Source organism: Pseudomonas sp. ArH3a (assembly GCF_022648765.1).
Lineage (GTDB): Bacteria > Pseudomonadota > Gammaproteobacteria > Pseudomonadales > Pseudomonadaceae > Aquipseudomonas.
The window spans coordinates 113,125-128,847 of the sequence record NZ_CP080330.1 but is presented as its reverse complement, the minus strand read 5'-3'; the positions used below and the strand labels follow the sequence as shown (position 1 = coordinate 128,847).

13 protein-coding genes are annotated in these 15,723 nt (G+C 61.3%); 5 read left to right on the top strand and 8 right to left on the bottom strand.

The window, feature by feature from the left end:
* Positions 1 to 77 precede the first annotated feature (77 nt).
* Both K0P33_RS00555 and oadA read left to right on the top strand, forming a co-directional pair.
* Complete coding sequence (locus tag K0P33_RS00555) at positions 78 to 1,493, top strand: acetyl-CoA carboxylase biotin carboxylase subunit (RefSeq protein ID WP_003213442.1); 1,416 nt, start codon at positions 78 to 80, stop codon at positions 1,491 to 1,493.
* An 11-nt stretch (positions 1,494 to 1,504) separates the two neighbouring features.
* Complete coding sequence (gene oadA, locus K0P33_RS00550; protein ID WP_094949010.1) at positions 1,505 to 3,313, top strand: sodium-extruding oxaloacetate decarboxylase subunit alpha; 1,809 nt, start codon at positions 1,505 to 1,507, stop codon at positions 3,311 to 3,313.
* A 201-nt stretch (positions 3,314 to 3,514) separates the two neighbouring features.
* Here the strand turns inward: oadA and K0P33_RS00545 are convergent, their stop codons facing one another.
* Positions 3,515 to 4,804 (bottom strand): autotransporter outer membrane beta-barrel domain-containing protein, encoded by a 1,290-nt coding sequence (locus K0P33_RS00545; RefSeq protein ID WP_242153546.1) that lies wholly within the window; start codon positions 4,802 to 4,804, stop codon positions 3,515 to 3,517.
* 109 nt (positions 4,805 to 4,913) lie between these two features.
* Positions 4,914 to 7,883, bottom strand: a complete 2,970-nt coding sequence (locus K0P33_RS00540) for an autotransporter outer membrane beta-barrel domain-containing protein (protein WP_242153544.1) — start codon at positions 7,881 to 7,883, stop codon at positions 4,914 to 4,916.
* Positions 7,884 to 8,069: 186 nt separating this feature from the next.
* On the opposite strand from K0P33_RS00540, the gene K0P33_RS00535 reads away from it, so the two are divergent.
* A complete protein-coding gene (locus K0P33_RS00535; protein ID WP_242153542.1) occupies positions 8,070 to 8,345 on the top strand; it encodes a transcriptional regulator in 276 nt (91 codons plus the stop codon).
* 310 nt (positions 8,346 to 8,655) lie between these two features.
* Positions 8,656 to 8,922 carry a hypothetical protein gene (locus K0P33_RS00530; protein WP_242153541.1) on the top strand — a complete coding sequence of 89 codons (267 nt, stop codon included), beginning with the start codon at positions 8,656 to 8,658 and terminating at the stop codon, positions 8,920 to 8,922.
* Positions 8,923 to 9,065: 143 nt separating this feature from the next.
* Here the strand turns inward: K0P33_RS00530 and K0P33_RS00525 are convergent, their stop codons facing one another.
* From K0P33_RS00525 to K0P33_RS00515, 3 genes are read right to left on the bottom strand one after another with little or no spacing between them, the layout of a single operon-like run.
* Positions 9,066 to 9,737 (bottom strand): GNAT family protein, encoded by a 672-nt coding sequence (locus K0P33_RS00525; protein WP_242153539.1) that lies wholly within the window; start codon positions 9,735 to 9,737, stop codon positions 9,066 to 9,068.
* 10 nt (positions 9,738 to 9,747) lie between these two features.
* The gene (locus tag K0P33_RS00520; protein WP_242153537.1) at positions 9,748 to 10,194 is read right to left on the bottom strand and encodes a GNAT family N-acetyltransferase; all 447 of its coding nucleotides are present in this window, start codon (positions 10,192 to 10,194) and stop codon (positions 9,748 to 9,750) included.
* Positions 10,191 to 10,829 (bottom strand): FMN-binding negative transcriptional regulator, encoded by a 639-nt coding sequence (locus K0P33_RS00515; protein ID WP_094949004.1) that lies wholly within the window; start codon positions 10,827 to 10,829, stop codon positions 10,191 to 10,193. The genes K0P33_RS00520 and K0P33_RS00515 overlap by 4 nt, the downstream gene beginning before the upstream one ends.
* 87 nt (positions 10,830 to 10,916) lie before the next feature.
* Between K0P33_RS00515 and K0P33_RS00510 the strand changes: the two genes are divergently transcribed.
* The gene (locus tag K0P33_RS00510; protein ID WP_242153535.1) at positions 10,917 to 12,482 is read left to right on the top strand and encodes a PLP-dependent aminotransferase family protein; all 1,566 of its coding nucleotides are present in this window, start codon (positions 10,917 to 10,919) and stop codon (positions 12,480 to 12,482) included.
* Here the strand turns inward: K0P33_RS00510 and K0P33_RS00505 are convergent.
* The 3 genes from K0P33_RS00505 to K0P33_RS00495 all read right to left on the bottom strand — a co-directional run bounded on the left by K0P33_RS00505 (position 12,471) and on the right by K0P33_RS00495 (position 15,718).
* Positions 12,471 to 13,562 carry a polyamine ABC transporter substrate-binding protein gene (locus K0P33_RS00505; RefSeq protein WP_242153533.1) on the bottom strand — a complete coding sequence of 364 codons (1,092 nt, stop codon included), beginning with the start codon at positions 13,560 to 13,562 and terminating at the stop codon, positions 12,471 to 12,473. The two genes, K0P33_RS00510 and K0P33_RS00505, sit on opposite strands and share 12 nt — an antisense overlap.
* The gene (locus tag K0P33_RS00500; RefSeq protein WP_242153531.1) at positions 13,559 to 14,593 is read right to left on the bottom strand and encodes a histone deacetylase family protein; all 1,035 of its coding nucleotides are present in this window, start codon (positions 14,591 to 14,593) and stop codon (positions 13,559 to 13,561) included. Before K0P33_RS00500 ends, K0P33_RS00505 begins: the two co-directional genes overlap by 4 nt.
* Before the next feature lie 132 nt (positions 14,594 to 14,725).
* Positions 14,726 to 15,718, bottom strand: a complete 993-nt coding sequence (locus K0P33_RS00495; RefSeq protein ID WP_242153529.1) for an AraC family transcriptional regulator — start codon at positions 15,716 to 15,718, stop codon at positions 14,726 to 14,728.
* Positions 15,719 to 15,723: the final 5 nt, after the last annotated feature.

Below are 15,723 nucleotides of genomic sequence, written 5' to 3'. Positions count from 1 at the left end.
CATGAAACATTTGGTCACGCGCCGACTCGGATCCAGCGGGTCGAAGAACGCAGCAATCGGCTCAAGGGAATTTCCAAGTGATAAAAAAGATCCTGATCGCCAACCGGGGTGAGATTGCCGTACGAATCGTGCGTGCCTGCGCCGAGATGGGCATTCGCTCGGTCGCGGTTTACTCGGACGCCGACCGCCATGCGTTGCACGTAAAACGTGCTGACGAAGCCCACAGCATTGGTGCCGAGCCCCTGGCCGGCTACCTGAACCCGCGCAAGCTGGTGAACCTGGCCGTGGAAACCGGCTGTGATGCGCTGCACCCCGGCTACGGTTTCCTATCGGAAAACGCCGAGCTGGCAGACATCTGCGCCGAACGTGGGATCAAATTCATCGGCCCGTCGGCGGAAGTGATCCGCCGCATGGGCGACAAGACCGAAGCGCGCCGCAGCATGATCAAGGCCGGCGTGCCAGTGACGCCCGGCACTGAAGGCAACGTTGCCGACATCGCTGAAGCCCTCACCGAAGGCGACCGCATTGGTTACCCGGTGATGCTCAAGGCCACCTCCGGTGGCGGCGGTCGTGGTATTCGTCGTTGCAACAGCCGCGAAGAACTCGAACAAGCCTTCCCTCGCGTGATCTCCGAAGCCACCAAGGCGTTCGGCTCGGCGGAAGTGTTCCTGGAAAAATGCATCGTCAATCCCAAGCACATCGAGGCGCAGATCCTCGGTGACAGCTTCGGCAATGTGGTGCATTTGTTCGAGCGCGACTGCTCGATCCAGCGCCGTAACCAGAAGCTCATCGAAATCGCCCCAAGCCCGCAACTCACCCCGGAACAGCGCGCTTACATCGGCGACCTGTCGGTGCGCGCGGCCAAGGCCGTGGGCTACGAGAACGCCGGTACCGTGGAGTTCCTGCTCGCCGAGGGCGAGGTGTACTTCATGGAAATGAACACCCGGGTGCAGGTGGAACACACCATCACCGAAGAAATCACCGGCATCGACATCGTTCGCGAGCAGATCCGCATCGCCTCGGGCCTGCCGCTGTCAGTGAAACAGGAAGACATCCAGCACCGTGGTTTCGCGTTGCAGTTCCGTATCAACGCCGAAGACCCGAAGAACAACTTCCTGCCAAGTTTCGGCAAGATTACCCGTTACTACGCGCCCGGCGGCCCCGGCGTGCGTACCGACACGGCGATCTATACCGGCTACACCATCCCGCCGTTCTACGACTCCATGTGCCTGAAACTGGTGGTGTGGGCGTTGACCTGGGAAGAAGCCATGGACCGCGGCCTGCGTGCCCTGGACGACATGCGCCTGCAGGGCGTGAAGACCACCGCCGCCTACTACCAAGAAATCCTGCGCAACCCGGAATTCCGCAGCGGCCAATTTAATACAAGCTTTGTGGAAAGCCACCCTGAGCTGACCAACTACTCGATCAAGCGCAAACCCGAAGAGCTGGCCCTGGCCATCGCCGCCGCCATCGCCGCCCACGCAGGCCTGTGAGGAATATTCCAATGTCTAAAAAAATCTTCGTAACCGACACCATCCTGCGCGACGCCCACCAATCGTTGCTGGCGACCCGCATGCGCACCGACGACATGCTGCCGATCTGCGACAAGCTCGACAAAGTTGGCTACTGGTCTCTGGAAGTTTGGGGCGGCGCAACCTTCGACGCCTGCGTACGCTTCCTCAAAGAAGACCCGTGGGAGCGCCTGCGCCAGCTGCGCGCCGCGTTGCCCAACACCCGCCTGCAGATGCTGCTGCGCGGCCAGAACCTGCTGGGCTACCGCCACTACAGCGACGACGTGGTCAAAGCCTTCGTCGCCAAGGCTGCCGTGAATGGCATCGACGTGTTCCGCATCTTCGACGCGATGAACGATGTGCGTAACCTGCGCGTGGCTATCGAGGCGGTGAAAGCCGCCGGCAAACACGCCCAAGGCACCATCGCCTACACCACCAGCCCGGTGCACACCATCGAAGCCTTTGTGGCCCAGGCCAAGCAACTGGAGTCGATGGGTTGCGACTCGATCGCGATCAAGGACATGGCCGGCCTGCTGACCCCGTACGCCACCGGTGAACTGGTCAAGGCGCTGAAAGCCGAACAAAGTCTGCCCATCTTTATTCACTCCCATGACACGGCCGGCTTGGCCGCGATGTGCCAACTCAAGGCCATCGAAAACGGTGCCGACCACATCGACACGGCGATCTCCAGCTTCGCTTGGGGCACCAGCCACCCGGGCACCGAGTCGATGGTTGCCGCCCTCAAAGGCAGCGAATTCGACACCGGCCTCGACCTGGAACTGCTGCAGGAAATTGGCCTGTACTTCTACGCCGTGCGTAAGAAGTACCACCAGTTCGAAAGCGAGTTCACCGCCGTCGACACCCGCGTGCAAGTCAACCAGGTACCGGGCGGGATGATCTCCAACCTGGCCAACCAGTTGAAAGAGCAGGGTGCTCTGAACCGCATGAGCGAAGTGCTGGCCGAAATCCCACGGGTACGGGAAGACCTCGGCTTCCCGCCGCTGGTGACGCCGACCTCGCAGATTGTCGGCACCCAGGCGTTCTTCAACGTGCTGGCCGGCGAGCGCTACAAGACCATCACCAACGAAGTGAAGCTCTACCTGCAAGGCGGCTACGGCAAGGCGCCGGGCACTGTGAACGAAAAACTGCGTCGCCAGGCCATCGGCAGCGAAGAAGTGATCGACGTGCGCCCAGCCGACTTGCTCAAGCCGGAAATGACCAAGCTGCGCGGCGAAATCGGTGCGTTGGCCAAGTCCGAAGAAGACGTGCTGACCTACGCAATGTTCCCGGACATCGGCCGCAAGTTCCTCGAAGAACGTGACGCCGGCACCCTGACGCCCGAAGTGCTGCTGCCGATTCCGGAAGCCGGCGGCGTGGCCCGTGCCGGTGGCGAAGGTGTACCGACTGAGTTCGTTATCGACGTACACGGCGAAAGCTACCGCGTCGATATCACCGGTGTCGGCGTCAAGGCCGAAGGTAAGCGCCACTTCTACCTGTCCATCGATGGCATGCCGGAAGAAGTGGTGTTCGAACCGCTCAACGAGTTTGTCAGCAGTGGCGGCAGCAAGCGCAAGCACGCCACCGAGCCCGGCCATGTCAGCACGGCGATGCCGGGCAACATCGTCGACGTGCTGGTCAAGGAGGGCGACGTGGTGAAAGCCGGCCAGGCCGTGTTGATTACCGAAGCCATGAAGATGGAAACCGAAGTGCAGGCTGCGATTGCCGGCAAGGTCAGCGCCGTTCATGTGGCCAAGGGCGACCGGGTAAACCCTGGCGAAATACTGATTGAAATCGAAGGCTGATTAACAGTCTTCGAGGCTAACGTTTAATCCTCGGGGGGGCAGGTGCCCCCCTTTTTTTTCGCCTGCGTATTGAGGGCGTGCTCGGTTAAGTGTGGCTTGCCTGCGATGGCCTCGACGCAGTGCCTGACACTGCGAGGTGCCTGCATCGCAGGCAAGCCGGCTCCCACAACAAAGCACGTCTGCCTTGACTGCCCGGCGGGTTTAAAAACTCATTTTCCACTGCCCCATCAGGCCCTGGCTGCGGCTGTTGGTACCGGCTTGGGCGCTGTAGGTTAGACCGACGCTATGTTGTGTCGACAAGGCAAGGTCCAGGCCGGTTTGCAGGTCCAGGCTGTTACGGTCCAGAGACGTACCTGTGATGGTGAACGCATCAATGAGCGGCGCAGCGCGAGAGGATTGGCGTACTTGGCTTTCGACTTCGCCGTAGAGGTGTTTCCAGCTCGTACTCAAGTGTGGTGTGAGGCTCATCCGGTTGTCGAAGTGGTACACCGTGGCCAGGCGCAGGCCGAAGGTGCTGCTCAGGTTTTTCTGAGTTTGTGAGCCAACGTTCAGTGCGGCCAGGCCACCTGTCTCCTTGAAGCTGTCGCGGTGATAGCGCTGAAACCCAAGGCCTGCGAAGGGCTCCATGTACAAGTCTTCACTGCCCAGTAGATAGCCCAGCTCGGAGAACACGGTTTGGCTTTGGGCGTTGTAGTTGCCCTTGAGCTGCTCCTTGTATTCAAACAGGGTGACGTTGCGCTTGTTCTGCCCGGTATGGTCGCTGTAGACCGCACCCAGGCGCAGGGCCAACGGCCCATCCTGACGCACGGCGTATCCACCCAGGTGCCAGCTGTCCAGGTCGGCGGAAAAGCGTTTTGCGTCAAAGTGGCTGGTGGATTTTGCACCCATCACACCTACGCGCCAGGCGTGATCCAGCGCCCAGTCGGCGCCCAGCAACAAACCTTGGGTGCCATATTTCAGACCGGCGCTGCCGCGTTGTTTGTCGAGGCTGGCGTCGTTGCCAAGGCCTTGCGCCCAGAAATGTCCGTTGTCGTCAGTGGGCAGGGTGCGCAGGGTTGAGAGCAGTTGGGTACCGAGCTGCTGCGTGGCGTTTTGGGTGGCGGCAGCCAAGTTGGCATTCTGGCTGCCGGCTAACTGTTCGAGGATGGCGCCGATCCCACCGGGGTGTTTGCTCAACGTGTCCGTGAGTGTCTCTAAGTCCTTGAGGTCTTGCGAGTCCAAATCATCAGGCTCCAGCAAGCCCATCAACGCAGGTTCCAGAACCTTCGCGATTTGCAGGCCATTGTACGAGGTGGCCTGGCCGGTAAGGTCCCCTTTGACCGGTGCTGCTTGCTGTGGGGGCTTTTGCAGCCAGTTGTCGTCAATCGCGTCGTAGGGGTGAGATGTGTACGGCGCGTACTCGATATCGCCTCGCGCCTGTGCGTAGGGAAGGCTGGTGGCGCTGAGCGCAAGGGCCAGGACAAGGGCAAGTCTGTGATGTGTAAAGGGCATGTAATCCCAACCTCTGATGAGTGAGGCCGGGAATTTAGCGAGATGGCGAGGTGATAACTGTCAGGTCATCGACCCCTGTTTTGCGGGAGTTGTCTCTAGTACGGCGCGATTAAAAACGCATCAGCCATTGGCCTGTCAGCGCATGGTTGCGGCTGTTGCTGCCCAGTTCGCTGGTGTAGCCAAGGCCCAGGCTGTGGCGGGCCGACAAGCCGACGTCCAGCCCGGCTTCGAGCAGCAGGCTGTTGCGGTCCAGGGCGCTGCCTTCGACGTTGAACGCCGTGCCGCCAGCCAGGAAAGCCTGGCGCGTGTTGCTGTCGACATCACCGTAGGTGTGCTTCCAGCCGGCGCTCACGCGTGGCGTGAGGCTGATGCCGTTGTCCAGCTGGCTCAGGTGCGCCAGGCGCACACCGAACGTGCTGCTGAAATTATCCTGGGTCTGGCCGTCGACATGCAGCGCGGCGGCGCCGCCTTTTTCGTTGTAGCTGTCACGCTGGTAGCGCTGGTAGCCGAGGTTGGCAAACGGCTCGGCACTCAGGCGGCCACTGCCCATGGCGTAACCCAGTTCGGCGAAGGCTTGCTGGCTGTTGGCGTCATAGTCGCCTGTGGGGCGGTCGCTGAAACCGTTGAAGGCCACCGTGCGCTTGCTGTCGCCCTGGTGCCCGCTGTAGGCCGCGCCCAGGCGCAAGGCCAGCGGCCCGTTTTGGCGCAGGGCGTAGACGCCGGCGTGCCAGCTGTCGACACTGCCATCGACACCGGTGGTGTTCAGGTCGGTTTTCGAATAGCCACCCAGCACGCCCACGCGCCAGTCGCTGTCGAGCGCCCAGTCGGCACCGAGCACAGTACCTTTGGTACGTTGGGTCAGGCCATTGCTGCCGTGGTCGCCGTCGAGTTTGCCGTAGCTCCCGATGCCTTGCAGCCACAGACGGCCACGGGCGTTCGGGTCGTTGAGGTTGCGTGCTTGCGCGGGTACACCAGTGGCGGCGAGCACGGGTGTGTCTTTTTGCTCAAGCCCGACCAGCAAGCCTGCGCCGCCGCCTAGCTGGTGCATCGCCGCCAGCATGCTGCTGCCCACTTGGGCACTGGCACCGAGGGTGGCGCTGGTGAGGTTGGCGGTGCTGCTGCCGGCCAGTTGCTCGATGGCTGAGCCTGCGATGGCCGTGGTGGTATTGAGCAGGGCGTTGTACAGCGGGTTGTTCTTGCCCAGCCCCGCCAGGCTGTTGGCCGCGCTGGCACCGTTACTGGTGCTGGCGAACTGGCTGAAAGCGATGTCATTACGGGCGTACGTCAGGCCGACTTGGGTGGGGCTGTAATCCAGGCTCGGGGTCAGGAATGCATAGTCGCTGGTGACCTTGCCAAAGGTGCCGTTGATGCTGGCGGCTTGCAGCACGGTGTAGTGGCTTTGCCAGGGGTATGTGCCCTCACCGGGGTTGACCGCCAAGGTCGCGCCATTGAGGTTGGCCGTGCCGCCGACCTTGATCGGTGCGCTGCTGCCGTCGGCGTTCACACCATAGGCCAGGGTGGCGCCGCTGCCCAGGGTCAGGTCGCGGGTGATGGTCGCGGTGCCCAGCGCCGTGTTGGTCTGCAGCGTGCCATTGACCACCAGGCTGCCCACCGTGCCGCCACCGGCATAAATACCGCCGGCATCGACCGTCACGTGACCGGCAATGCCGCCTTGGTTGATCAGCTTGGCGCCACTGAAAATCTCGCCGCCATCGCTGAAATCGCCGCTGCCGGTGAGGGTCCAAGTGCCTTGTTTCACGTCCAGCCATTCGAAGTTGCGGCTGTCACCGAAACTGCCGCCTGCGGCGTCATCCATGCTCAGCCGGTCATAGCCGGCGCCACCGTCCACCAGCCCGACAAAGCGGCTGCCGCCGAGCAACACCAACGTGTCATTGCCGCCGCCCAGATCCAGGGCCAGGCCGTTGCTGCCGCTGATGGTGCCGCCGTTGATCACGGTGTCGGCGAAGTTGCCGACGAACTTCACGCCAAAGCCGTTCAGGCCTTGGATGGTGCCGTGGTTTTCCAGCGTGGTGGCGGCAAGGCCCGGGCCGTCGCTGCCGTCGTCCACCAGAATCGCGTTATTGGCGCCGCTGACCAACGCGCCGCCGGCGTTGTACACATAGCCGCCGCCCAGGGCGATGCCTTCACTGCCGTTGGCAAAGCCGTTTTTGTCGACGCCACCGGCGCCGATGCCTTGGATGATTCCGTAGTTTTCGACATGCGCGATTTTGTCGATGTCCACGCCATCGCCGTCGCCGTCCGGTTGCAGCCCGGAGTAGGCGCCGGTGATGGTGCCGTGGTTGATCACCGTGCCGTCGCCATCAGAGCCAAAGCCCGAACCGTTGCGGCCGATCACCGTGCCGTAGTTGGTCAGCGTCGCGCCCAGGTCGGTGGTGATGCCGTGGCGGCCACCGGAAATCAGGCCATAGTTGGTCACCGTCACGCCGGTGGCGGAGTCGATATCGACGCCGTCGAATTTGTCGTCGCGCGAGAACGTATCGCCGGTCGAAATCTCGCCATCGTTGGTGATGCTGGCGTTGGCGCCGGTCTTCATGCCGTCACTGGCATCGCCACGAATCAACCCGCCTGCGCGGTTGATGATAGTGGTCGTGACGTTGGCGCTGCGGATCGCATCCAGGTCCAGCCCTTGGCCGGTGGCCGAGCGAATGGTGCCGCTGTTGTCGATCAACAATCTGCCGCTGGCAAAGTTGCTGTTGATGCGCAGCGCGTCGTTGGCGCCCTGAATCACGCCACCCGCGAGGTTATAGAGGCTGTAGTTGCGCGCCCCGGTGATAGTCCCCGAACTGTCGATACCACGCCCGCCGGAGGAGACCAGCTTGCCCGCGTTGGTGATCACCACGCCCGCGCCGCTGGTGCCATCCTTGAGCGTGACGGCCACGCCGGGCGTGGTAATGCTGCCCGGCCCCGAGGTCGTCAACGAATCACTGCCGGTCAGGGTTTGCGCCGTGGTGGTCGGTGTGTCGATCTGCAAGGTTTTGGTCGGCGTGGGCGCCGCCTCAGCGAGACCGCTGGCCAATAAAGTGATGGCGAGTGCGAGGCGGTGGGGCGACGGTGGCATGGCAGACGACCTTGTTATGGAAACGAGTCGACCTGTATAGCGGAGGGGGATTGCAGGAGTGTGTCGGGGAGATGACAGGGGGTAATCTGCAATATAATGCAGATATCCGTGCTTGTTTGATCTCGCAACTGCATTACATTGCAGTTTTTCCGTCAGCCTCCATTGATACGAGAAAGTTGCTGCCTTATGACGATGAGTATTGATGAGCGAATGCTGTTGATGGATAGCATTCTGGAGGGACTTTCTGAAGGAACTATAGAGATCGGTGAAGCAGTTCGCCGTCTACGTGTCGAGGTGACGGCGTTGAATCAAATTAAGTTTGCGCGAATGTGCAAAATCTCGGTGCGTACTTTGGTGCATATCGAACAGGGCGAGGGAAATCAGACGTTGAAGTCGCTGAATGCCGTGTTCCGCCCCTTTGGATGGAAGATGGGTGTGATGAAGGTTCGCAGAAGTTTGTAGGAAAAGGAGTTATCTGCGTTTATCGTCTCCTTGGGCGTTTGTATCCCTTCATGGCTCACCTATAGTTCAGTCGTCGCCGAATTATCGGTGACCGACTTTAGCCGGTCGGGAAAAAATGATGCACAAGCGCCCGTTCAGACGTGGCGCTTTTTGTTGCCTGGCAGTTTTGTCTATGGCGGCTGTGCGCGGGACACCTTCGGGTGTGCCGGGTTTTTCATTTTTCCCGGTCGGCTAACCCTCGTACAGCTGCCACCTAATTTGTTTAGCCGCAATGGGTGGTCGTTTTCATTTAAATAAATGAGATAGAGCCATGCCTACCTACACCCCGCTAGACAGCAATATCAGCTGCAATCCCGTTTTCTTCATCAATGACGACGTCGAAGCCTGTGAGTTGTTTGAAACCGCCACTCAGCGCATTCAGGCGGCCCGCGATCTGCTCAATAGCATCACCTGTTTAAGTACCGAGTTGGCCGAAGGCGCTGACCTGCAACATGTCGCTTCGGCAGCGCATCTGTTGTTGCAGTATGGGTGTGATGCCTTGAAGGCGTTGGGCTGGAAGGTGGGTAAAGGCGGCTGAGCCCAAAGCTTGGAATCGCTGAAATCTAATGTGGGAGTCGGGCTTGCCCGCGATGGCGGTGTGTCAGCCAGCATCTGCAGTGCTGACCGGCCGCCATCGCGGGCAAGCCCGGCTCCCACATTAATCTAGAGTGTTTTGCAACGTCAGGCTCGGCACTCGGCCAGTGTTTTCAGTTGGCCGGAACCACTCTGGTTCGCCTGCGACAACCACTCCTCAAACCCTGCCCCAACCGTCGGCCATTCCGAATCCAGGATCGAATACCATGCGGTATCGCGGTTCTGCCCCTTGACCACCATGTGCTGGCGGAACACGCCTTCAAAACTGAAGCCCAAGCGCTCCGCCGCGTATTTGGAGCGGGCATTGCCGTTGTTGCACTTCCATTCCAGGCGACGGTAGCCCTGCTCGAACGCGTACTTGGCCAGCAGGTAGACCGCCTCGGTGCTTTTCGGCGAGCGCTGCATCGGTGCGCCGAAGGTGACGTGGCCGATTTCGATGCGGCCCTGGGCCGGGACGATGGACATCAGGCTGAGGATGCCCTGCACGTCGCCGCTTTGGCGGTCGATCACGCTGAAGAAATACGGTTCGCTGTGCTGGGCATGGTTGTTGAGCCAGGCATCGAACGCGGTGCGTTCGGCAAACGGGCCGTAGGGCAAATAGTCCCAGAGCTTCGGGTCGGCGCCGGGGCCTTCGAGGGCTTGCCACAGGCCGTCGCCATGGCGCGCGGGGTCGAGTTTTTCCAGGCGGATAAAACGCCCTTCGAGCAGTTCAACGGTGGGCGCTGGGACGCCTTTCCAGTCGGCGGGTGAGATAGGCATGCTGCGCTCCTTAAAGACCTTTGCGAAATTGGATAAAGCCAGGACGTTCGGCAATGCGTTCGTAGAGTTGGATCGCCGTGGCATTGGTCTCGTGGGTCAACCAGTGGACCTTGCAGCAACCATCGGCCTTGGCGGTGGCGTAGACGAATTCGATCAGCTTGCGGCCCACGCCGGTGCCGCGTTGGGCCGGGTCCACCAGCAGGTCCTGCAGGTAGCAGGAATTCTCGATGCTCCAGTTGGAGCGGTGGTAGATGAAGTTGACCATGCCCACCGCCTTGCCGTCCTGCCAGGCCAGGGCCGAGTGCGTCGGCTCGTTGGCATCGATCAAGCGTTGCCAGGTGCTTTGGCTAACGGCGTCGGGCAGTTCGGTGTTGTAGAACGTCAAGTACGCCTGCCACAGCGGCAGCCACGCGGCGTGGTCGGAGGCAGTGACCTGGCGGATGTCGATCTGGCTCATTCTGAAGCTCCTTGGGGAATAAAGCGCGCGAGGGTCTGGTCGCGCACATCGATGCTGGCAGCCAGGCCCTCGCGCACGCCGTTGATATCGGCTTGGCTGCGGTTCTGGCTGAGTTTGCGCTTGCCGATCAGGCGCTCGATGGGCAGGGCGAAACCGACGATGGCCTTGAGCATGCCGTCAATGTAGTCGGCCGGGGCGTCGCTGACTTTCCACGGCTGGGCGCGGCCGCCTTCGTGGCGATCGGTGAGTGCCGTGACCAAGGCGAGTAAACGCTCGGCGTCGGTAAATACTTCTGCCTTGCCGTACGCATGCACCGCGATGTAATTCCAGGTCGGCACCACTTTGCCGTGCTCGGCCTTGGCCGGGTAGAACGCCGGGCTGATATAGGCATCGGCGCCGGCAAAAATGACCAGGGCTTCGCTGCCGTTTTGCAGGTCACGCCACTGCGGGTTGGCTTTGGCCAGGTGCCCGTAGAGCGTGCCGTTCGGGCCTTCATCAGGGTTCAGCAGCAGCGGCAAGTGGCTGGCTTGCAGGCCTTGCTCACCAAAGGTCACCAACTGCGCCAAGCGCGCGTGCTGGATCAGCTGGTGCAGTTCGGGCAAATCGTCGAGAGCAAAAGCGCGGGGTCTGTACATGGAAATATTCCTTGGCGAATGCCTGCATCCTAGGCAGGCTAATGGTTCGTTGTAAGAGCCATCTAGCGCCAATTTCATAGGTCCAATATGCCGTCGATCTCGCCGCCACTGTCATTCAACCCCGCAGGTATCGAGCTGGATCGCCGCCAGGGGCTGACGCGCCAACTGTATGACGCCTTGCGCCAGCGGGTGCTGGATGGGCGGCTGGTCAGCGGCACACGCTTGCCCGCCACCCGTGACTTGGCGGCCGCGCTGTCGATCTCGCGTAACAGCGTGGTGCGTGCCTACGATCAGCTGTATGCGGAGGGGTTTATTGAGAGCCGGGTCGGCGATGGTACTTATGTAGCCCAACTGCCCACGGCAAAAAAACTATCCACAAAACTATCCACAGGGTTTTCAACAGGCTTATCCCCAACCTTATCCACAAAGTGGGCGGATTTGCCGGAAGATCTGGACAGTGAAGTTATCCACAGCGCGGGTTTGACGCGGGTAAAAAATAACCACCTGTCCCTGCCTCCCTCGGGGCCGCCTCGGGCGTTTCGTGTGGGTGTGCCGGCCTTTGATCTGTTTCCGTTTGAGGTATGGGCCAAGCTGAATGGGGCATTCTGGCGCAAGCCTGACTTGCAACAGCTCTGCTACGGTGACCCGGCAGGTGACGGCCGTCTGCGCGGTTTGATCGCCGCTTACCTGCGCAGCTCGCGAGGCATGCAGTGCACCGCTGAGCAAATTGTGATCACCTGCGGCGCGCAACAGGCAATTAGCCTTTGTGCACAGTTGCTGGTAGAGCCCGGCGATGGGGTGGCGGTGGAGAATCCGGGCTATCGTGCGGCAGGCCACGCGTTCGCTTTGGCCGGCGGGCGATTGCAGGGTGTGCCGGTGGATGGCGAGGGCATCGACTGCCAGGTGCTAAACACGCTCAAGGATTGTCGTGTGGCGTATGTCACGCCGTCCCATCAATACCCATTGGGCGTGGTAATGAGCCTGGCGCGACGTTTGGAATTGCTGGCCTGGGCCGAGCGTGCAGGCGGCTGGATCATCGAGGACGACTACGACGGCGAATACCGCTACAGCGGCGCGCCTCTGTCACCTTTGGCGGCGCTGGATCGCAGTGGGCGAGTGCTGTACGTCGGCACCTTCGGCAAGGTGGCGTTCCCCGCCTTGCGTCTGGGTTACCTGGTACTGCCGCAAGGATTGGTGGACGCCTTTACCCGCCGGCGCGCCGTGGACATGCGCCATTCCGAAGTCAGTACCCAGGCGGTGATGGCGGAGTTCATGGCGGCCGGGCATTTCCAGCGGCACATTCGCCGGATGCGGCGTGCCGCATTGAGCCGACGCAACGCCTTGCTCGCCGGTTGGCCCAGTGGCTTGCCAGGTGTCGGCGAACTGCCCAGTGTCGCCGCCGGGCTGCACTTGACGGTGCGCGTGGACAGCTTGGCGCGCGAGCAGCAATTGCTGGCCCAGGCGCATGCGGCGGACGTCGAGGTCAACGGTTTGAGCAGCTATTGGCTACCCCAATCCACCACGCCCGCCGATCAGCGTGCCGGGCTGGTGCTGGGCTTCGCCGCGGTGCCTGAGGCGGACATCGCCCTGGCGCTGACGCGCTTACGGCAGGCATGGGGCACCCGCCGTTCGCCTATCGGTTCAGGTCCCTGACTTGATCTTGGTCCAGGCCCGCGTCCGGGCTCGTTCCGCGTCACGCCCCAGTGGCTTGAGGGTGTAGAGCGTGTTCATGGCGGCTTCGGTCGGGTACAGGTTGGGGTTATTGCGGATCGCCGGGTCGACCAGTTCGGTGGCGTCCTTGTTCGGGTTGGGGTAGCCGACAAAGTCGCTGACCGGTGCGATCACCTGCGGTTGCAGCAGGTAGTTGATAAAGGTGTAGGCGTCCTGCGGGTTTTGCGCGCCCTTGGGAATGGCGAGCATGTCGAACCAGATCGGCGCGCCTTCTTTGGGCAGGCGCATGTCCACGGTCACGCCATTTTTGGCCTCTTTGGCGCGGTTGGCGGCCTGGGAAAAACTGCCCGAATAACCAACAGCCACGCAGATGTCGCCGTTGGCGATATCGGCCATGTATTTGGACGAGTGGAAGTAGGTGATGTACGGGCGGATCTTCATCAGCAGCGCTTCGGCCTTGACGTAATCCTTGGGGTTGCTGCTGTTGGGGTCCAGGCCCAGGTGCTGCAAGGCCAGGGGCAGGATCTCCGAAGGTGAATCCAGCAACGCCACACCGCATTGCTTGAGCTTGCTGATGTTCTCTTCCTTGAAGATCAGGTCCCAACTGTTTACCGGCGCGTTATCGCCCAGCGCTGCTTTGACTTTGGCCGGGTTGAAGCCGATGAGGATGGTGCCGTACATGTAGGGCACGGCAAATTTATTGCCGGGGTCGTTAGCCTCGATCAGCTTCATCAGCTTGGGGTCGAGGTGGTTCCAGTTCGGCAACTGGCTGCGATCCAATGGCTGGAACACGCCAGCTTCGATCTGTTTGGCCAGGAACACATTGGAGGGCACCACCACGTCATAGCCGGAGTTGCCGGTGAGCAGCTTGGCTTCCAGGGCTTCGTTAGTGTCGAAGATGTCGTACACCAGCTTGATCTTGGGGTTCTGTGCCTTGAAGTCTTCAAGCGCCTTGGGCGTGATGTAATCGAACCAGTTGTAGACCTTCAGGGGTTTCTCTTCGGCGTGGGCCGCGCCGCCGATAACCGCAGCACAGAGGACGAGCGACTTGAGCATGTTCATTGGGCGGACTCCTCAAAACCTTCGAGCACGTTGACGGCGTTGATGCCGATTTCTTCCACGGCGTAGCCACCTTCCATCACAAACAGCGTCGGCTTGCCCAGTTGGGCGATGCGCGCACCCATCGCCAGGTAGTCGGGGCTGTCGAGTTTGAACTGTGAAATGGGGTCGTCCTTGAACGTGTCCACACCCAAGGACACCACGATGACATCGGCGCCGTAGCGCTCGATCTCCCGGCAGGCTTGCTCTAGGGCTGCGCTCCAGCGCTCCCAGCCGGAACCTGCGGCCAGCGGATAGTTGAAGTTGAAACCAACGCCTGCGCCTTCACCCAGCTCATCGGCGTAGCCCAGGAAGAACGGGAACTCCGCCTCCGGGTGGCCGTGGATCGAGGTGAAGAGCACGTCGCTGCGGGCATAAAAAATCGACTGGGTGCCGTTACCGTGGTGGTAATCCACATCGAGGATCGCGACTTTTTTATAGCCTTGGTCGAGAAACGCCTGGGCGGCAATCGCCGCGTTGTTGAGGTAGCAATAACCGCCCATCAAATCGCTGGCGGCGTGATGCCCAGGCGGGCGACACAGGGCAAAGGCGGCGTTGGCACCTTGCGCGATGGCCTGCTGTGCCGTGAGCGCCACTTGCGCCGCGCTATACGCCGCTTGCCAAGTGCCGGCGGTAATCGGCGCGCCGCCATCAAAGCTGTAATAACCCAGCTGGCCGTGCAGGCTGGTGGGGATTACCCGGCGCAAGGTGCGGGCGGGCCAGGTGTAGGGCAACAGGTCGCCGTCCTTACCGAATTGGGTCCAGCGCTGCCAGGCACCTTTGAAAAAGTCGAGGTAGTCGCGGCTATGAATGCGGTGCAGCGGCGCCAGGCCAAAGTCCTGCGGCGCCTGCACCGGGCCCAGGTCGCGGTCCTTGACCCGTTGCAGCACATGGTCGGCGCGCGAGGGCATTTCGAAGCAGGGCATCAGTTGCCCGTCCATCAATTCGCAACGGCCGTGATGCAGGTGGTGATCGTCCGAGTAGATCGTCAGCATTTGTTGTTCTCCGCAGGCTGTATCAGTGGATGCAGTCTTGCGGCGGATGCGGTTTATGAGAATGGCAGGAGCGGCCAAAAGGGGATGAATATGGCCAAATTGTCTGTCCGAAATTCGCCCCTCAATGGGGCATCATGGTCGAAATTGGCTCGGCGCCACGCCGCTCCAGCGCACAAAGGCATGCCTGAAACTGGCGGTTTCACTGAAGCCCAACAGCTCGGAAATTCGATAGATCGGCAGTTCATCGGCGCCCAGCAACTGTTTGGCGCGTTCAAAGCGCAGGTCGTCCAGCAGCCCCTGATAGCTGCAACCCAACTCATGCAGGTGTCGGCGCAAGGTGCGCGGTGAGCAGTTCATCTGCTCGGCCAGCCCATCAACACCTGGCGCGGCGTGCAGCTGTGCGCTGAGCAATTGGCGAACCCGTTCCAGCCACGCCTGGCGCCCGGTGAACTCGGTGTTCTGTTTGCGGCAGCGTTCGGCGATTGCCCGGTGGGTGATGGCATCCGCCAACGGCAGCGGGTGGTCGAGCCAGCGCCGATCGAAAGCGAACCCATTGGCGTGGGCTGAAAATTCCAGCGGGCAGTCGAAGTACTCTGCATAACGCCCCTGATAGTCGGGGCTTGAGTATTCAAAACGCGCGCGCAGCAGCGGTAGAGGCTGGCCGAGCAGGTCGTCACAAATGACTTTCAGCGAGACCAGGCACAGCTCGACATTGAACGCAGCCAGCGCGGGGGCCTCGCGGTAATCGCTGGCGGTGAACCAGATGCGTTGTCCGTCTTGCTCCAGGCTCAATTCAAACAGTGTTCCCAGTAGCGCCGGGTAGCGCAGCGCGAGGCGCAAAGCGTCACCGAAGGTGGCACTGGTGAGCAGGGCGTAACCGAGCATGCCATAGGACGACACATGCATGCGTCGCCCCAGTTCCAGGCCAACGTCCCGGCGCAAGGCCACTGCGTTGGCACACACGCGCATCTCTTGGTGGGTGGTGATACGTGTGTCGGCGCGCTGCAGGTCGGCGCTGCAGATGCCGCTGCCGGCCAGCAACGCTTCGAAGGCCACGCCTTCGGCCTTGAAGGTGTCCAACACCCGCGAGACGGCATTGAGGGTAGTCAGGTGTGAATGCAGCATGCTGG